This window comes from Streptococcus sanguinis (genome assembly GCF_050222175.1).
GTDB lineage: Bacteria > Bacillota > Bacilli > Lactobacillales > Streptococcaceae > Streptococcus > Streptococcus sanguinis_M.
The window spans coordinates 183,599-200,073 of record NZ_CP071420.1; the positions used below are offsets into that span (position 1 = coordinate 183,599).

The 16,475-nt window shown below is 42.4% G+C and carries 13 protein-coding genes and 3 pseudogenes; 14 read left to right on the forward strand and 2 right to left on the reverse strand.

Annotated features, from left to right (window positions below):
- The first annotated feature begins 133 nt into the window (after nucleotides 1-133).
- The 11 genes and pseudogenes from J1C91_RS00985 to J1C91_RS01035 all read left to right on the forward strand — a co-directional run bounded on the left by J1C91_RS00985 (nucleotide 134) and on the right by J1C91_RS01035 (nucleotide 11,584).
- Nucleotides 134-991: a hypothetical protein gene (locus J1C91_RS00985; protein ID WP_004185204.1), complete on the forward strand. Its 858-nt coding sequence runs from the start codon at nucleotides 134-136 to the stop codon at nucleotides 989-991.
- 79 nt (nucleotides 992-1,070) lie between these two features.
- A complete protein-coding gene (locus J1C91_RS00990) occupies nucleotides 1,071-2,006 on the forward strand; it encodes a hypothetical protein (protein ID WP_125438881.1) in 936 nt (311 codons plus the stop codon).
- A 30-nt stretch (nucleotides 2,007-2,036) separates the two neighbouring features.
- Nucleotides 2,037-3,050 carry a hypothetical protein gene (locus tag J1C91_RS00995; RefSeq protein ID WP_002902111.1) on the forward strand — a complete coding sequence of 338 codons (1,014 nt, stop codon included), beginning with the start codon at nucleotides 2,037-2,039 and terminating at the stop codon, nucleotides 3,048-3,050.
- A 509-nt stretch (nucleotides 3,051-3,559) separates the two neighbouring features.
- Complete coding sequence (locus J1C91_RS01000; RefSeq protein ID WP_002908578.1) at nucleotides 3,560-4,858, forward strand: hypothetical protein; 1,299 nt, start codon at nucleotides 3,560-3,562, stop codon at nucleotides 4,856-4,858.
- A 72-nt stretch (nucleotides 4,859-4,930) separates the two neighbouring features.
- A complete protein-coding gene (locus tag J1C91_RS01005) occupies nucleotides 4,931-5,914 on the forward strand; it encodes a hypothetical protein (RefSeq protein WP_002908579.1) in 984 nt (327 codons plus the stop codon).
- 72 nt (nucleotides 5,915-5,986) lie between these two features.
- A pseudogene (locus J1C91_RS01010) lies at nucleotides 5,987-6,876 on the forward strand (hypothetical protein).
- Nucleotides 6,877-7,102: 226 nt separating this feature from the next.
- A complete protein-coding gene (locus J1C91_RS01015) occupies nucleotides 7,103-7,999 on the forward strand; it encodes a hypothetical protein (protein ID WP_002908581.1) in 897 nt (298 codons plus the stop codon).
- Nucleotides 8,000-8,452: 453 nt separating this feature from the next.
- Nucleotides 8,453-9,151, forward strand: a complete 699-nt coding sequence (gene dapD, locus J1C91_RS01020) for a 2,3,4,5-tetrahydropyridine-2,6-dicarboxylate N-acetyltransferase (protein WP_002905478.1) — start codon at nucleotides 8,453-8,455, stop codon at nucleotides 9,149-9,151.
- 75 nt (nucleotides 9,152-9,226) lie between these two features.
- Complete coding sequence (locus J1C91_RS01025; protein WP_002905477.1) at nucleotides 9,227-10,360, forward strand: N-acetyldiaminopimelate deacetylase; 1,134 nt, start codon at nucleotides 9,227-9,229, stop codon at nucleotides 10,358-10,360.
- 20 nt (nucleotides 10,361-10,380) lie between these two features.
- The gene (locus J1C91_RS01030; protein ID WP_002905476.1) at nucleotides 10,381-10,917 is read left to right on the forward strand and encodes a 5-formyltetrahydrofolate cyclo-ligase; all 537 of its coding nucleotides are present in this window, start codon (nucleotides 10,381-10,383) and stop codon (nucleotides 10,915-10,917) included.
- Nucleotides 10,901-11,584 (forward strand): rhomboid family protein, encoded by a 684-nt coding sequence (locus J1C91_RS01035; protein WP_002908584.1) that lies wholly within the window; start codon nucleotides 10,901-10,903, stop codon nucleotides 11,582-11,584. The genes J1C91_RS01030 and J1C91_RS01035 overlap by 17 nt, the downstream gene beginning before the upstream one ends.
- Before the next feature lie 98 nt (nucleotides 11,585-11,682).
- Here the strand turns inward: J1C91_RS01035 and galU are convergent, their stop codons facing one another.
- Complete coding sequence (gene galU / locus J1C91_RS01040) at nucleotides 11,683-12,588, reverse strand: UTP--glucose-1-phosphate uridylyltransferase GalU (RefSeq protein WP_002893959.1); 906 nt, start codon at nucleotides 12,586-12,588, stop codon at nucleotides 11,683-11,685.
- Nucleotides 12,589-12,604: 16 nt separating this feature from the next.
- Complete coding sequence (locus tag J1C91_RS01045; protein ID WP_002908586.1) at nucleotides 12,605-13,627, reverse strand: NAD(P)H-dependent glycerol-3-phosphate dehydrogenase; 1,023 nt, start codon at nucleotides 13,625-13,627, stop codon at nucleotides 12,605-12,607.
- Between the two features lie 159 nt (nucleotides 13,628-13,786).
- Here J1C91_RS01045 and J1C91_RS01050 point away from each other — a divergent pair, with 159 nt between their 5' ends.
- From J1C91_RS01050 to J1C91_RS01060, 3 genes and pseudogenes are all read left to right on the forward strand, one after another.
- A complete protein-coding gene (locus J1C91_RS01050) occupies nucleotides 13,787-15,493 on the forward strand; it encodes an ABC transporter ATP-binding protein (RefSeq protein WP_125438878.1) in 1,707 nt (568 codons plus the stop codon).
- 1 nt (nucleotide 15,494) lies between these two features.
- Nucleotides 15,495-15,633 (forward strand): annotated as a pseudogene (locus J1C91_RS01055) (ABC transporter ATP-binding protein); the annotation flags it as partial.
- Nucleotides 15,609-16,340, forward strand: a pseudogene (locus tag J1C91_RS01060) (ABC transporter ATP-binding protein); the annotation flags it as partial. The pseudogenes J1C91_RS01055 and J1C91_RS01060, both read left to right, overlap by 25 nt.
- Nucleotides 16,341-16,475 lie beyond the last annotated feature (135 nt).

The following is a 16,475-nucleotide window of genomic DNA, read 5'->3' on the forward strand; positions in this document are numbered from 1 at the left end:
AACTTGTTTGAAGTTCTTTCCCACTCCCTTTTTGATTGGAAGAATAATTTATGTTATAATACTGTAAAATTTGTCATTATTTTTCAATGTTTTCGCAATATGACAAATCAATAAAATTTATAAGGAGAAAACCATGTCAGATAAAGATGGACAAGGTCAAGTGCAAGGGGCTTGGCAAGAAAATCAACCTAGCCAGCCAATGCAAGGGAATTTCCAGCAGATGCAACCGCAAGGAGTGCCTGATAAGAAGGGCAATATCGGAAAAGTCATAGGACTTTCAATTTTTGCTCTCATAATTGGTCTTTTGATTGGCAGCGGTTTAGCTTATTTTATCGGCAAGCAGACACAGACAAATAAGGATATTCAAAGGATTAAGCGTCTGAGTAAGGCTCAGGAAGAAGCTAAAGACAAGAGTGACAGCTTTACTACAGACGGGCAGTCGGTTCAGTTTAATTGGACTTTGAAAGACTTGGGACGGTTGAGCTATACAAATGATGAGGGATTAGGTCTGACGGCTGATCAAATCGTTGAAACTTATGGCTTGGCTAGTTCAGCAGAATATGATCGCAATCGTCTGTTACTCCGATGGGGCCCTTCTGTCAGGGACAAGGAGCAAAATATTTCTTTTCAATTTGATAAAGTTGACCAGAACTACTATCTGAGACAAGTGGTAGTTGGAGATTCTTTTAAAGAATATAGAAAAGGGAAGGAAACGACAGATTGGAGCGTATTATCTCCCAAAGACCTTGAACGTTTGAAAGAAGGAGACAAGAAAACGGGTGAAGGAGGAACAGCTTTATCAGAGGTTCTGAAGAAGCATCCTGTTCCGTCAGAAATTGTCATCACAAGCGAGCGTGATGTGGATAATAAGATTATCTCCAACCGTCTGATTGCTGAGGTGACTTATAAAACAGAAGATGGTTATGAATACCTATTGTTTGTAGGCCAGCCAGATGGAAATTTTTTATATATAAAGTCAGAGGAAATGTAAGTTTTTAGTTATTTAGTTTATCTTTTGTGACTGACTGCTTTCAAAGCATTTCGTTATTAAAAGAGAACTGATAAGACTATTGGAAATAAACAAGAAAGAGGAAAGAAGATTGACAGAACAGCAATCACAGCATTCTTTTGAGCCTTCAAGGAATGCTCAGTCGCAAGAGAAATTCCCGCATCATTTTCAACCTCAGCAAGGGCATGTTTCAAGTCCGCAGGGACCAACCCCACCTTTGACCAAGAATAAATCTTGGAAAGGAATCCTGATAGGCGGAGCCTTGCTCTCTCTTGGTCTTGGACTAATCGGAGGGGGAATCTGGGGATATAGAATGGGAGTAGCAGAGGTCATCAGAGGAGAATATCCTGTGCTACATCCTTTAGCAGATGCTGGGGGATCAAAGAGGGATCAATCAGATCAGTACATTGACCCTGATACTACTGAGTTCAAGTGGGACATTGATAGTTTGTCAGAGTTACGGTTCAATACTATTCAGACAGATACGAATGGTACTTCTGTGGAAGATATTCTTGATAAATATGGCAAGGCTTTAAAAGAAGAAATCTCTCGTGACAGCCTTGATTTAGAGTGGGGAACGCTTCAAGATTCTGATGATGAGGAGGACTGGCCAGTTTATTATACAGATCAAACTGCTTCTCTGGCTTTTGAGAAGAAAAAAGATGGTTTCTATCTGAATAGCCTTCATATCTATAATATTCGCTTTGAAGGAAGCAAACATAATGCTGAGGACGAAGCGATGGCGACTGATTACTTTGAAAAATTGAAAAAAGGCGATGCAAAGACTGGTAAGGATGGCATTTCCTATAAGGAAGTTTTTAAGGAATATGGCAGTCCGGGGAGTATCTCTATTCGTGTAGATGAAGATTTCAGTGAGGATACTAGTCAAACCATTATGGAGGCGGCTTATGACGCTCCTAATGATGGTACTTATAGGTTGTTCTTCGTTCAGCAGGAGGACGGAAACTATCTTTTGTCCATTACTGCCAACAAATAAAACAGAACTCAAATAATAAAAGGAGAAACGATGTCAGAACAAAATAAACCGCAGGAACAATCTTTAGAAGGATTAGCTCCGTATCCACAGCAAGTCCCGTCATCAGATCCAGGACAATTTGTAGCTAACTCAGTAGAGGGGCAGCCTCTTCCAGCAGAAGGAGGCAGTCCTGAGATGCCGAATCCTAATCAAGATTTTGGTGTTCAGCAACCCATTTTTGATGCTCCTCAACAACAGATGCCTCAGCAGGATAATTGGGGAAATCCCGCTTTTCAAGGAGCAATTCCTCAGGGATTTAATCCAGCTGGTCAGAACTTTGCCGGACCACAGCAAGCTGCAAACTTCGCTGGCCAGCCAAGTCCAGAGCCAAAGAAAAATAGTACGGGCAAGCTGATAGGATTTTTAGGAATAGGTCTGGCAGCGGGACTATTGTTAGGAGGTCTTGGCAGCTATTTCCTAAATGATTTTATGGGTGGTGGAAGTGTGCCAAGTCTGTCTCGAAAGGGACATCAAAGCGATGTTGCTTCTTTTGTGGCTCCGTCAAAAGAGGATGTGTATGAATGGGAAGTGAAAGACCTTGAAAAGCTGAGCATTGTTAGTGCGGATGATGAAGGATTGACCCCTGAACAAGTAGTCAAAGATTTTGGCTTGGCCAGCAGTGTGACGTTTCAAGAAGAAGGGCTCTCATTGTCTTGGTTACCTGACTCTAGTTATACCACTCTGACCTTTATGAAACACGAGGATGGCAGCTACCATCTTCAGGGTATGAGTATTATGCCCGGTAGTGACGACTATGATAAAAAGGTATCTGGCCAGATTACAGAGAACTTAAAGACGGGTGATGCGGAAACAGGCGAGGGCGGTTCTTCCTTTAAAGAAGTGATCAAGGAATACCCAGAATATCAACATATCTCAGTTTATGGGGATGGTGAATCAGAGCCGAAGATGCTTGTAAACTATGAAACATCTTCAAATAAGGAGATAACTTTGACTTTTATCCGTCAGGAAAATGGACAGTACCTATTGAGTAATCTTTCTAAATAGAATAAATGAATAGGAGTTCTTGTCTCATAAGCTGGAAACTCTGAACGGTACGCAAAAGATCAAAATGACCATTGATGCTAACAGCGGGAACATTTTGAACGAAAGAATTAAATAATATCGTTGGTATATAAGTTTGGAATTGCTTTGTTGGGCACGGACGAGAGTTCGTGCCTTTTTCCTTGTAGATTTAGAGCTAAACCTGTTCAAAATATGATATACTGGAACAAGACTGTCTTAGCGAAACATTGCCTTTTCAAAGTGTTTAGAGGAAGGGTGAACTGAGAAGTTAAAAGGACTATTCATCAAAGTCTCACATTAGTTATTTTTGTTGTAAAATATTTTAAAGAGTAAATGATGTTTTAAAAAAGTTATTGATACAGATATGGTATTTCTAGCTTATTGAAGAAAGAGAAGCTAGTGTCTGTCTTTCCGAGTAGTTCTATCGAAATGAATGAAAAATGCTATCTTACTAATGCTGATTAGTTTAAAAAATATGATTGGGAGAATATATGGAAAAAAGAAATCTGGAAGCCTTAAGACGGGAACATGAATCAAAATTTAACAAGGTTCAGCCTAAAAGAAGGGACGTCAATCATTCTGTATTCCCATCCAGAAAATCTGAAGAAGAGGAATCTCAGGCTTTAGCTCAATCACAAATGACTGAGAAAAAATCAGTCGAAAACATTGAGTCCAATGAATCCTCCTCTAACTCAGTAATTAATGTAAGCGACAAAGATAGTGGAGCTCAGTTCAGCTATCAGGATGTTTCAGAGACTCCAGACGGTTTGAGAACTGAAACAGAGATTAAACGAGTTTCAACGGCTGAGTCAGATGACTTCTTACACCTGAGGGGGAGAGAGTTATCTCGCCTTATTTTTGCTTTAGAATCCTTGAAATCTAAGAAAAAAGAATCACTCTATTTTAAGGATGAAACTAGTCGTCCAGACTCAGAACTTGTATCTGAAGCAGAAGAGTATGAGCTTCGTCCGAGATTTAGTGCTGAGGAGCTCGCTAAAAAAGAAGAGAATGAGGCTTTTTGGAAGGAAAATTCGGAGTCTTCATCTGATAGTTCTATGGGTTGGAAACTTATGTGGGCGTTTTTCATGTTACTCATAGGACTAGGAGCTGTAGGGCTAGTTTCCAATCCGAGCTCTAAAACAAATAATATTTATAATGATTCTTTTGATATTTATCAGGGGGGAACGTCATCTAACAGCGAAAAGGATTTAACTTCTACTAATCGTTCAGAATTGATTGCTGGAGAAGACTATCAGTTCCATATCACTTATGATGATATCGCACTTTTGTTTGCGGATTTTAAAGGAACTGCCTCTCGTTTAACAGCAGATGAAGTGGTTGCTAAGTTAGGAAAAGCGAAATCTGGGAGAGAACATAATTATGATAATCAAATAATAACACTGAATTTAGATTATCCTGATGCAGGATCAAATGCTTCGGTTTCAATTTCTTTTTCTAGTTACGGTAGTGTGGGAACGCCTAAATTAGATTCTCTGTTTAGTCATCATCTTAGCAGCAACAGTTTACCAAATCGAAATTCTCAATTAACTCGTCAAGATTTTTCTGGTATAGAGAAAGGGAAATCCTACCAAGAAGTTGTCGGTCAATTGGGATTGCCAGATAGTCTTTCTATCTATACAAATTACATATCTTCTAGCAAAGTGTCTATTAGTTACCAGTTATCTGATGGCCAAATAGTTAATCTTTCTTTTGGAGTCTCTGATTCTCAAGGTTATATATTAGAAAAAAATTCTGGTTTAGAGGATGGAGCAGGAGAAACAAACACTTAGCGCTTGATGTAGAAGCTAATTTTGTTCAAGGTGCTAAAAGCATAGAGTTTAAAAAATACAATAGGAGGATGGATGAAAAAAAGAGATTTAGAGTCATTGAGACAACAGCACAAAGCTAAATTTACAGGAGGTAAATCGGCGTCAGCTAAAAAAGAGCAGCGACAACCTCAAATAAGTCCTGATATTGATAAAACGAAAGAAGAATCACAACAGTTACCAACAAGGGAGCAGAAACTCGAAACAAAAACTGATTGGAAGCAAGGGGAGTTTGTAGAGAAGCGAAGAAGAAATTTTAAGTGGGTCTGGAGTAGCGGGGCAATTCTTCTAGTGATATTGGTGCTTATTCCTATTTTTCGATATGTTTCTTCAAATAAGGGAAGTCAGGAACGCAACACCTATCAATCTAGTTGGTCCTCTAGTAAGGAAAGTGAGAGTTACTCTTTTTCGGAAACATCATCTCGCTCATGGGAGGTTCCTGAGGATGAGACTTCTCAAGAAGCGACAGCTTATGTTGATAAGAAAGCAGCTAACTTCGCTTGGACATTTGATGATATCTTAGCTCTTCAAGTCTATTCATCTGAACAGCAAGGAAGTGGACAAGACGCTCCAACTGCCGAAGAAATTATCGAACGGTTTGGGAAGGCAACTTCAGGAGGAGAGAGTAACAACGGTAGCGACGATACACTTTATCTTTTTTATAGTGAATCGAGTGGACAACAAACAGCTAGTCTTTTGTTCAAAAAAATTGACGGCAAGTACCGACTGAGCACAATTCGTGGTAACCAACTGAGCAGCTCGCTTTACTCAAGTGGCTCAGAAACGCTGACTGAAGCAGATTTCCAGGATTTGAAAGCAGACGAATTTGGACAAGGTGCCCACATTCAAGATGTGGTGTCGCGTTTTGGTTTGCCACAAGTTATCAACAAGTCTGTAGACTATAAAGACAGAACGATTGTCTATCTCAAATATAAGCTGACGAATAAAAGCTATCTTTACTTAGACTTTGCCTTATCAAAGACAGGAGATTATCGACTGACTCGGAAGTATGTTTATTGATAAGAAGATTCTTATTCTATGGTTTAGAATTATTTGTTTGGGGATGATAGTTGGTTCATAAAGGAGAGAAGGATGGCAAGAAAAGACTGGGAGAGTCTGCGTCAGAAGCGTCAAACTAAATTTCAACAGGGTCAGAAGAGAGCAGGAAAAGTTCAAGGAGAACAGAATCTAGCTATTACTGAAGCAGAGTACCAAGAATTTGCGAAGAATAGGGTGGAAAACAAAAGCTCTACTACGGTTGAGAGAGACAGGAAAGGAATTCTTGGACGTAAGCTTTTTAATAAACAAGTGATGTGGTTATCAGTAGTTTTTTTGTCTATCCTCTTGCTTTTGTCAGTTCCTTATTTGGTGGAACGGTTTGAATATTTCTTATCCCCTCAGAGAGTATTGGACGAATATGTGGATAAGGGGAATAATCATTTTGACTGGACTTATGAGGATATTAGTCAGCTTCAACTACAGAAAAAAAGTGATGTTGATGAGCGAAGCGGGTCCGGACTAACACCCAAGGATATTGTTAAGAAATTTGGTAAAGCGCAGTCAGGTAATCTAGCTCCTTTCCTGAATCAGACCGCTGGGCGCATGAGTCTTTTCTATTCTCGAGAAGAACCGCGGCAGCGTTTGTCTTTCTACTTTGAAAAAATAAATAATGAATATCAATTGTCAGGTATTTATTCTTATAATCTTGCTAGTTCGCAGCATGCTCAAAGCCGAACAGATCTAAAAGAGGAAAATTTTGAACATCTTGTCCTTGGTAAAGAGTTTCAAAACGAAGATGGAACTAGCTATCAGGAAATTTTAGAAAAATTTGGTTTATCAAAATACATAAAAATTGATTCCGGTGCGAGAGTGGTCAAAAGCTGAATGTTTTATATAAGTTGGAGGATGGGAAACATGTAAGTCTCTGGTTCACCGTTTCTCAGGCCGGTGACTATCTTCTTTACGAAAAACATATCACCTGATGTTAGATACCTTGAGAGCGAAAAGTATCGGTAGGCAATAATCGGAGACGCTTATGAGTATTTATTATTGGGGAAAACTGAAGCTATTCTCTATTGCGCGACCAAGGTTCATTTTAATTGAATGGATAGTATTTGTCAGATTTTGAAAAAGTAGGCAGACGGTATTCTTTGTTTTGAAAAAATAATTGCTAGAAAAAAGGAATTTGGTTTATTTAAGGAGAAGAGCATGGGAAGAGGGCGGAAAGTTCAACGGGAGTGGTCAAAGAAGCCAGGATTCAACAAGCAAGCAACTAGTGTGTTCTCTGATAGCAGTCCTCAGGGGGAAGTTTTTGAGGCTACAGCTAAAGAAAAACAGCAAAAAAAGTTGGCAGGTAGTCGAAAACCTAAACTTATATCAAGTTTAGGTCAGTCTCGATACGCCTCTTTGTTAGTAGTTTCTACAGGTCTAGTGCTAATTACTTGTTTTGCAATACTTGTATCATATATGTGGCCAAGATCCAAGCAATTACGAAATCAGTCATCAGCGCAGTCTACTAGTACAGTTCAGAATGAATCAGAAGATAACATAAAGAAGCTGACTGAAGATTATTCTGACCTTATAGAAGAGAATCGACAAATAGACTTCCAAATAGAAGATATACTACAGATGGTAAAAACGATGAAAGAACCTAATGTGCTTCCACAGGATGTTGTCGAGAAGTATGGAAAAGCTAGTTCCGGTAGCATCGATAATAGCGTGAAAGGCAGCCAATTAGTTGAACTGACATATAAATTAATAGGAGAGAAAGGAGATATTACCTTAAGGTTTAGGGATGTTGAGGGTAGAACAGAGCTCTCATTAGTATACGTTAGACTATTCCGTAATGCTTGGGGGCCAGTTACGAAATCGGTCGATGATTACCGAACTCTTATCCCTCAAGATAAGCAAGAAGGAGTGGAAGTAAAACAGGCCATAGCAGAACTGGGGATGCCTAAAACTATTTATGCTTCTAAATCAGTTAAGGGGCAAGTTGATTCAATTAGTCTAAGTTACTCAACCACAGACAATATGACTGTTTCTTTGTATTTTGACGAAGTGAATGGGCTTTACCGTCTAAAAAGTTTGCTGACTAGCACTGTCTGAGAAGATAGACCAGAAACGCCAGAATCTTCTTTAAAAATCAAGAGGCTGGTGAAAATAGAACTAAAAAAATCCTGATGAGAGTATCAGAAAGGCATTGGGGAAGTAAAAGTCTAAGGAATAGATGGAACCAATCGCAATGGGCCTTATCACAATCGGGTATCTAGGGAGTCCCTAAAACATTGGAGCTTCCAAATACTTATTATAAAGTAGGAATCAAGGAGTATTAATCTGAGTCTATGTTAGATAGAACCTACTGTCATTTGGACTGTGCGGAGGATAAAGATAGGAAACTTCATTTAAAAAATATTCAATCCTCTGAATAGGGAATAATATCGTTCTAAGAAAGTTCAAACTAAACTTCTGAATTGTGTTATAATAGATAAATATTGGATGGCTAGGAGAGAGTGTATCTTTCTCTAAATGAAGAAATAGAAAGAACAAAGAGGTAAAGCTATGTCTGCTACTAAAATGAACGCTCAAGAAATTATCAAATTTATCGCTGATGCCAAGAAAAAAACTCCGGTCAAGGTGACCTTTGATGGAGAATTGCACGGATCCATCCCTTGGTCTGTTGTGAAGTTAGGCAATGTTCTTTTTGGAGACTGGGAAGAAATTAAGCCGCTCCTAGCGAACTTAGAGGAAAATAAGACCTATGTCGTAGAGCAGGATGCCCGCAACTCAGCGGTGCCGCTTTTGGACAAGCGCGACATCAATGCCCGCATTGAGCCGGGCGCTATTATCCGTGACCAAGTCGAAATTGGTGATAATGCTGTCATCATGATGGGGGCAGTCATCAATATCGGTGCGGAGATTGGTGCGGGAACCATGATTGATATGGGCGCTATTCTGGGAGGCCGAGCGATTGTCGGAAAAAACAGTCATGTCGGTGCTGGTGCTGTTCTGGCGGGAGTCATTGAGCCGGCTAGTGCTGAGCCAGTTCGGGTTGGAGACAATGTGCTGATTGGTGCCAATGCGGTTGTAATCGAAGGTGTACAAATTGGCAGTGGTTCCGTTGTTGCGGCCGGTGCGATTGTGACCCAGGATGTTCCGGAAAACGTAGTAGTTGCTGGTGTTCCGGCACGAGTTATCAAGACCATTGACGAGAAGACCCAGCAGAAGACAGCTCTGGAAGACGCCCTGCGTACTCTTTAAAAATGGCATAAAGATGAATTGATTGGGTGTGCCCCAACGATCTGACTAGTCTGACAAGATTTTAAAGGAAAGAAAATGCTTGATTATCTGAAAATTCGCCGTGATTTACACCAGATACCAGAAATCGGTCTGGAAGAATACAAGACTCATACCTACCTGATGCAGGTCATTGATGACCTGACAGCTGGCCTAGACTTTGTGGAAATCCGGACTTGGCGGACGGGCATTTTGGTCTTTATCAAGGGCAGTTCACCGGATAAGACGATTGGCTGGCGGACAGATATTGATGGTCTGCCGATTGTGGAGGATACAGGACTGGACTTTGCCAGCACTCATGAAGGTCGGATGCATGCCTGCGGACACGATATGCACATGACGGTCGCTCTAGGCCTGCTGGAACAAGCTGTGAGCGCTCAGCCTATCCACAATCTGCTCTTTCTCTTTCAGCCTGCAGAGGAAAATGAAGCTGGCGGAATGCTCATGTATGAAGACGGTGCGTTTGGCGACTGGCTGCCAGATGAGTTTTACGGTCTCCATGTGCGGCCTGACCTCAAGGTCGGCGATATTGCGACTAACAGAGGAACTCTCTTTGCTGGCACCTGTGAGGTCAAGCTGACTTTTAAGGGGAAGGGAGGCCATGCGGCCTTTCCTCATGAAGCCAATGATGCTTTGGTGGCGGCTAGCTACTTTATCACCCAGGTGCAGACCATTGTCAGTCGCAATGTCGATCCTATCGAGGGGGCGGTTGTAACCTTTGGTTCGCTCCATGCTGGCATGACCAACAATGTCATCGCAGAAACGGCCTTTTTGCATGGCACCATTCGGACTCTGACTCAGGAGATGAACCTCTTGACTCAGAAGCGCTTACGGGAAATAGCAGAGGGTCTAGCCCAAAGTTTCGGTCTGGAATTGGACTTGGAACTCAAGCAAGGAGGCTACCTGCCTGTAGAAAATCATCCTGACCTAGCAGACGAATTGATGGCCTTTTTCCAGAAGGAAGAAGGAGTGCAGCTGATTGATATTGAGCCGGCTATGACAGGCGAGGACTTTGGCTATCTGCTCAGCAAGGTCAAGGGCGTCATGTTCTGGCTGGGAGTGGATAGTCCCTATGCCCTCCATCATCCCAAGATGACACCGGATGAGGCAGCACTGCCCTTTGCTATTGAAAAGATTGGGAAATTCCTAGATTATAAAATCAACGAAAGATAAGAAAAAGGTGGACGAGCTGCATGAAAAAAGAGCTGAGACAAACTGTACTGAACCAGATGAAGAAACTGACAGGAAAAGAAAAAGAGCAGGCAGATAACTGGCTGACCCAGCACTTGCTCAGTTCGGCAGCTTATCAAAAAGCTCAGGTTATTGCTACCTATCTTTCTATGCCGCATGAAGTCTCAACTGCAGCCTTTATCAAGCAGGCTCAGTTAGATGGCAAGCGGGTTTTAGTGCCCAAAACCTATGGCCAAGGTCGGATGATATTTGTGGATTATGATGAAAGCCATCTGCAAAAAAGCTCTTTTGGTCTTATGGAGCCGATGAGCGAAGAGGCTGTGGAGAAGACGGCGATTGATCTGATTCATGTGCCGGGTGTGGTTTTCAATTCTCAAGGCTTTCGGATTGGTTACGGCGGTGGCTACTATGACCGTTATCTGGCTGATTTTGCAGGAGCATCCATCAGCAGCATCTATAGTTTTCAAAAGTCTGATTTTGAGCCCGATTATCACGATATAGCAGTAAAGGAAGTGTTGACTTATGAACTACATCTATGATAAGAAATATCCTGTGACCAGTATTTTGCTAATTCTGACAACGCTTGTCTTTGTGGGGATGCTTATTTTACGTGGCTTTTCTTATGCTGAAGCACAAACGGTCTTTGAATTTGGAGCAGTGTATTCTCCAACTATTATCATGAATCCTATTCAGATATGGCGTCTCTTTTCTGCTATCTTTGTGCATATTGGCTTGGAGCACTTTGTGGTAAATGTTATTACTCTTTATTTTATTGGACGGCAGGCAGAAGACATTTTTGGCTCACGAAATTTCTTTCTGCTCTATATGATGTCTGGTCTAATGGGAAATATCTTTGTCTTCTTTTTCAGTCCAGATGCTCTATCAGCAGGAGCTTCAACCGCCTTGTTTGGACTTTTTGCCTCTATCGTGACCCTGCAATATGTCGTTCGCGACAGCTACATTCAGCAGCTGGGGCAGTCTTATATGACCTTGATTGTGGTCAATATCATCTTTAGTTTCATGCCTAGTATCAGCCTGGCGGGGCATTTGGGAGGTTTAATTGGTGGCATACTTTGTGCGGTCATTCTCCCTATCAAAGGCTCAAGCAATGCTTTTAAACCTGCTCAGCGCTGGCTAGTCTTGTTGGGCTATCTAGCCTTGGCTGCCCTTCTAATTTTTCTAGGCTTTCATCATTCCTTGATTTAACAAGTGTGTATAAATAACTAACGATATATAAAAAAAGAGGTTGAAAACCTCTTTTTTATAGCTGAAATTTTATTTTTAAGGCTAGTTGTTTGGATTAATTATTTTTTACTTTGTTTTTTCTCTAATGTATGACCCAAGTCAATGATATACTGCTTCAAGGAGTCTTTGACCTGCGGATGCTTGAGGGCGTAGTCGATAGAAGTCTTCATAAAGCCGAACTTGTCACCGACATCATAGCGATCGCCCTTGAATTCGCGAGCGAACACGCGCTGCGTCTTGTTAAGAGTATCAATCGCATCGGTCAGCTGAATCTCATTTCCAGCACCTGGCGCTTGTTTTTCCAAGATTTCAAAAATTTCTGGTGTCAGCAGGTAGCGGCCGATAATAGCCAAATCACTCGGTGCATCTTCAGGTTTTGGCTTTTCGACAAAAGTTTCCACGCTGTAGAGACCTTTGACACCTTCGCCTTGAGGGGCAATCACACCATAAGAGGAAACTTCATCATGAGGTACCTGCATGACAGCGATGGTAGAAGCGTGAGTAGCCTCGTAGTCATCAATCAATTGCTTGGTCAGCGGCACAGCCTTATCATTGGTGATGTCCATGAGATCATCGCCCAGCATGACAACGAAAGGCTCGTTTCCTACGAAAGCCTTAGCTTGAAGGACAGCATCTCCCAGTCCGCGCGGATGGCTCTGACGGATGAAATGCAGACCGATACCAGTGGTTTCATCGACCAATTTGAGCAAGTCGTCTTTACCCTTTTCTTTGAGGTTGTATTCTAATTCAAAGTTTGAGTCAAAGTGGTCTTCGATGGAGCGTTTTGATTTACCTGTGACAACTAGAATATCTTCAATTCCAGATTTGAGAGCTTCCTCAACGATAAACTGGATGGTTGGCTTGTCAACGATTGGCAACATTTCCTTGGCCAGTGCTTTAGTAGCTGGCAGGAAGCGGGTTCCGAGACCAGCTGCAGGGATGACGGCTTTCTTAACTTTTGACATAATTATTTCCTTTCTATTAGAACGAAGTCCATTCGTTCTCAGCCTTGAATTCATTGTTCATGATTTCATAAATGGCATCTTTGATATTACAATTTTGATAAATAACCTTGTAAATAGCCTGGGTAATCGGCATATAAACATCCAGCTCCTGGGCCAGTTCATAGGCAGCCTTGGTGGTGGAAATCCCTTCGATAACCATGCCCATATTGGCTTCAATATCAGCTAATTTCTCGCCGCGTCCTAGAGCATTGCCGGCCCGCCAGTTGCGGGAGTGGACAGAGGTCCCTGTGACAATCAGGTCACCGACACCAGATAGACCGCTGTAGGTGAGAGGGTTGGCTCCTAACTTGACACCTAGACGCGTGATTTCGGCCAGACCGCGTGTGATAATAGCTGCCTTGGCGTTATCACCATAGCCTAGTCCATGGAGAGCACCAGCTCCAACTGCGATGATGTTTTTCAGAGCGCCTGCAGTCTCTACTCCGATGACATCGGTGTTGGTGTAGAGGCGGAAGTAGTGATTGCTGAAGAGCTCCTGCACATACTTAGCTGTTTCCAGATCCTTAGAAGCAGCGGTGATCAGGGTAATATCGCGTACAATGGTTTCCTCAGCATGGCTGGGACCTGAGACAACGACAATCTCGCTACGTAGCTCTGCGGGTATTTCTTCTTCTAGGATAGTTGAAATCCGTTCGTGGGTATTGGGCTCCAGTCCCTTGGAGGCGTGCATGATTTTCACCTTATGGTCCAGAGCTTGAGCTACTTGTTTGGCTACCAGACGGGTTACCTTGGTCGGCACGACAAAAAGCACAGCATCCGCATCCTTTAAAGCATCTTCCAGGTCATGATAGGCCTTGATCTTTTCGTCCAGTACAATATCTTTGAAATAGCGTTTATTGGTGTGCTCATCGTTGATTTCGTTGATTTGTTCAGCGATATTTCCCCAAATACGAACCTCGTGTCCGTTGTCATTTAACACTTGTGATAAGGCTGTTCCCCAAGAACCAGGACCAATCACAGCAACTCGTTGTTTATCCATATCTTCTCCTTATGATGAAATTCCGAGTCTGAATTTAAATCGGTTTTAGAGTCTATATCTCATTTTACCATATAATATAAGAAATTTCTTGCTTGACATTGTTTTTATGTGTGATATAGTAAGGAAACTAAGTCAAATAAGAAAAAAGTAGGAGGAAGCATGTTTTTTAAAAGTCTATTACGGTATAAATGGTATGCCCTGAGTTCGCTTTTGATGACCTCGCTGATGATTGCCAGCTCTCTTTTACTGCCCTGGTTTTTAAAGCACATCTTAGATGCTTTGCAGGAGCAAAATAGCCAGACCATCTACAGTATGGGCGGTTGGCTAATTGGCATCGGTTTTATCGGACTGGTGGCAGGAGGGATTAATGTAACCTTGGCGGCTTACATTGCTCAGGCTGTTTCATCAGATCTCCGTGAGGAGACTTTCCGCAAGATTCAGACCTTTTCTTATGCCAATATCGAGGAATTCAACGCTGGAAATCTAGTCGTGCGGATGACAAATGACATCAATCAGATTCTAAATGTAACTATGATGCTCTTTCAAATTCTTCTTCGACTGCCCATTCTTTTTATCGGATCAGTTATCTTGGCCATTGTGACCATGCCCTCTCTCTGGTGGATTATTTTCTTGCTGATTGTGCTCATAGCTGGTCTAACGGCTGTCATGATGGGGATGATGGGGCCTCGTTTTAAGAAATTCCAGACTCTTTTGGATAAAATCAATGCCATTGCCAAGGAAAATCTTCGTGGTGTGCGAGTGGTCAAGTCCTTCGTTCGGGAGGAAGACCAGTTTCATAAGTTTAGTCAGGTGTCTGATGAGCTTTTGTCAGAGAATCTCTATATTGGCTATGCTTTTTCAATCATTGAGCCAATGATGATGTTGGTCGGCTACAGTTCTGTTTACTTGGCTATCTGGACTCTGTCTGGCATGATTCAGGCGGAGCCAGGACTGGTCAGCTCTATCGCTTCTTTTATCGGTTATCTGAGCCAGATTATTTTCACCATCATTATGGTTGGTTTTTTGGGAAATGGCGTGACGAGGGGGATCATTTCTATCCGTCGGATCAAGGAAGTATTAGCGACGGAGCCAGCTATGACTTTCCCAGACTCACCAGATGAAGAACTAGAAGGCGGCCTCAGCTTTGAGCATGTGACTTTTTCCTATCCCAATGATGACGAGCCAATGCTAAAGGATATCAGCTTTAAGGTTGAGCCGGGGCAAATGATTGGCGTTGTCGGTGCGACAGGTGCTGGTAAATCTACCTTGGCTCAGCTGATTCCCCGTCTTTTTGACCCGCAGGAAGGTTCTGTCAAGATTGGCGGTCGGGATCTGCGAGAGCTTAGTCAGGGAACTCTTCGAAAAAATGTTTCTATCGTTCTGCAGCGGGCGATTCTATTTAGCGGGACTATTGCGGACAATCTCCGTCAGGGCAAGCTCAATGCTTCACTGCCTGAGATGGAGCGAGCGGCTCGTATTGCCCAAGCCAGTGAATTTATCAGCCGTATGGAAGAAAGCTTTGACAGTGTAGTGGAGGAGCGTGGCAACAACTTCTCTGGCGGTCAGAAGCAGCGGATGTCCATTGCTAGAGGTGTTGTCAACAATCCCAATATTTTGATTTTAGATGATTCAACCTCAGCCTTGGATGCTAAGTCAGAAAAGCTGGTTCAAGAAGCCTTGAATAAAGAGCTGCAAGGAACGACGACGATTATCATTGCTCAAAAGATTAGCTCCGTTGTTCATGCAGATAAGATTCTGGTCTTGGATCAAGGACGGCTGATTGGTCAAGGGACGCATGCGGAATTAGTCGCCACTAACGATGTTTACCGCGAAATTTACGAAACTCAGAAAGGAAAGGAGGACTAAGATGCGGACGATTGCATTTTTCTGGCAATATTTTAAGCGTTACAAATTATCCTTTGTCATTGTCCTTTTGATGATGGTAACAGCGACTGTTTTTCAGGTCCTTTTTCCGGTTTATGTCGGTCAGGCTGTTCAGCATTTGGTTGAGTTGGGCCGGGCTTTTGTTGAGAAGGGTGAGACTGATCAGATTCTGTCAACTTTTGGCAGCGTTATGGGCAGTGTATTAGTGTCCTTTGTCTGCCTGTCTGTTTCTAGCTTAATTTACATGCTTTTGATGACCCGAGTTATTGCCCATTCGACCAATGAGATGCGTAAGGGCCTGTTTGGCAAGCTGTCCAAGATGACAGTTGCTTTCTTTGACCGCCATCAGGATGGAGATATTCTGTCGCGCTTTACCAGTGACTTGGACAATATCCTGCAGGCTCTAAATGAAAGCATGATCCAGGTTATGAGCAATGCCTTGCTCTATCTGGGTCTAGTAATTATCATGTTTGTCCAAAATGCTAGATTGGCCTGGATAACGGTAGCCAGCACACCGGTTGCTTTTCTTCTCCTAGTGGTCATTGTTAGGCTGGCTCGGAAGTACACCAATCTTCAGCAAAAAGAAGTCGGCCGCCTCAATGCTTATATGGACGAGACCATTTCCGGTCAGAAGGCCGTTATCGTTCAGGGAATGCAGGAGGAGGTCATTAAAGGTTTTATTGAGCAGAATGACCGCGTACGCTCGGCAACCTTTAAAGGCCGGACATTTTCAGGGCTTCTTTTCCCTATTATGAACGGGATGAATTTGATTAATACAGCTATTGTTATTTTTGTTGGCTCGGCTGTCTTACTGAGCGACCCTAATGTCGAAACGGCTGTTGCAGTCGGCCTGATTACTACTTTTACTCAGTTTTCCCAGCAGTATTATCAGCCTATCATCCAGATTGCAGCCAGCTGGGGCAGTCTGCAGTTAGCCTTTACTGGGGCTGACCGGATTCAGGAG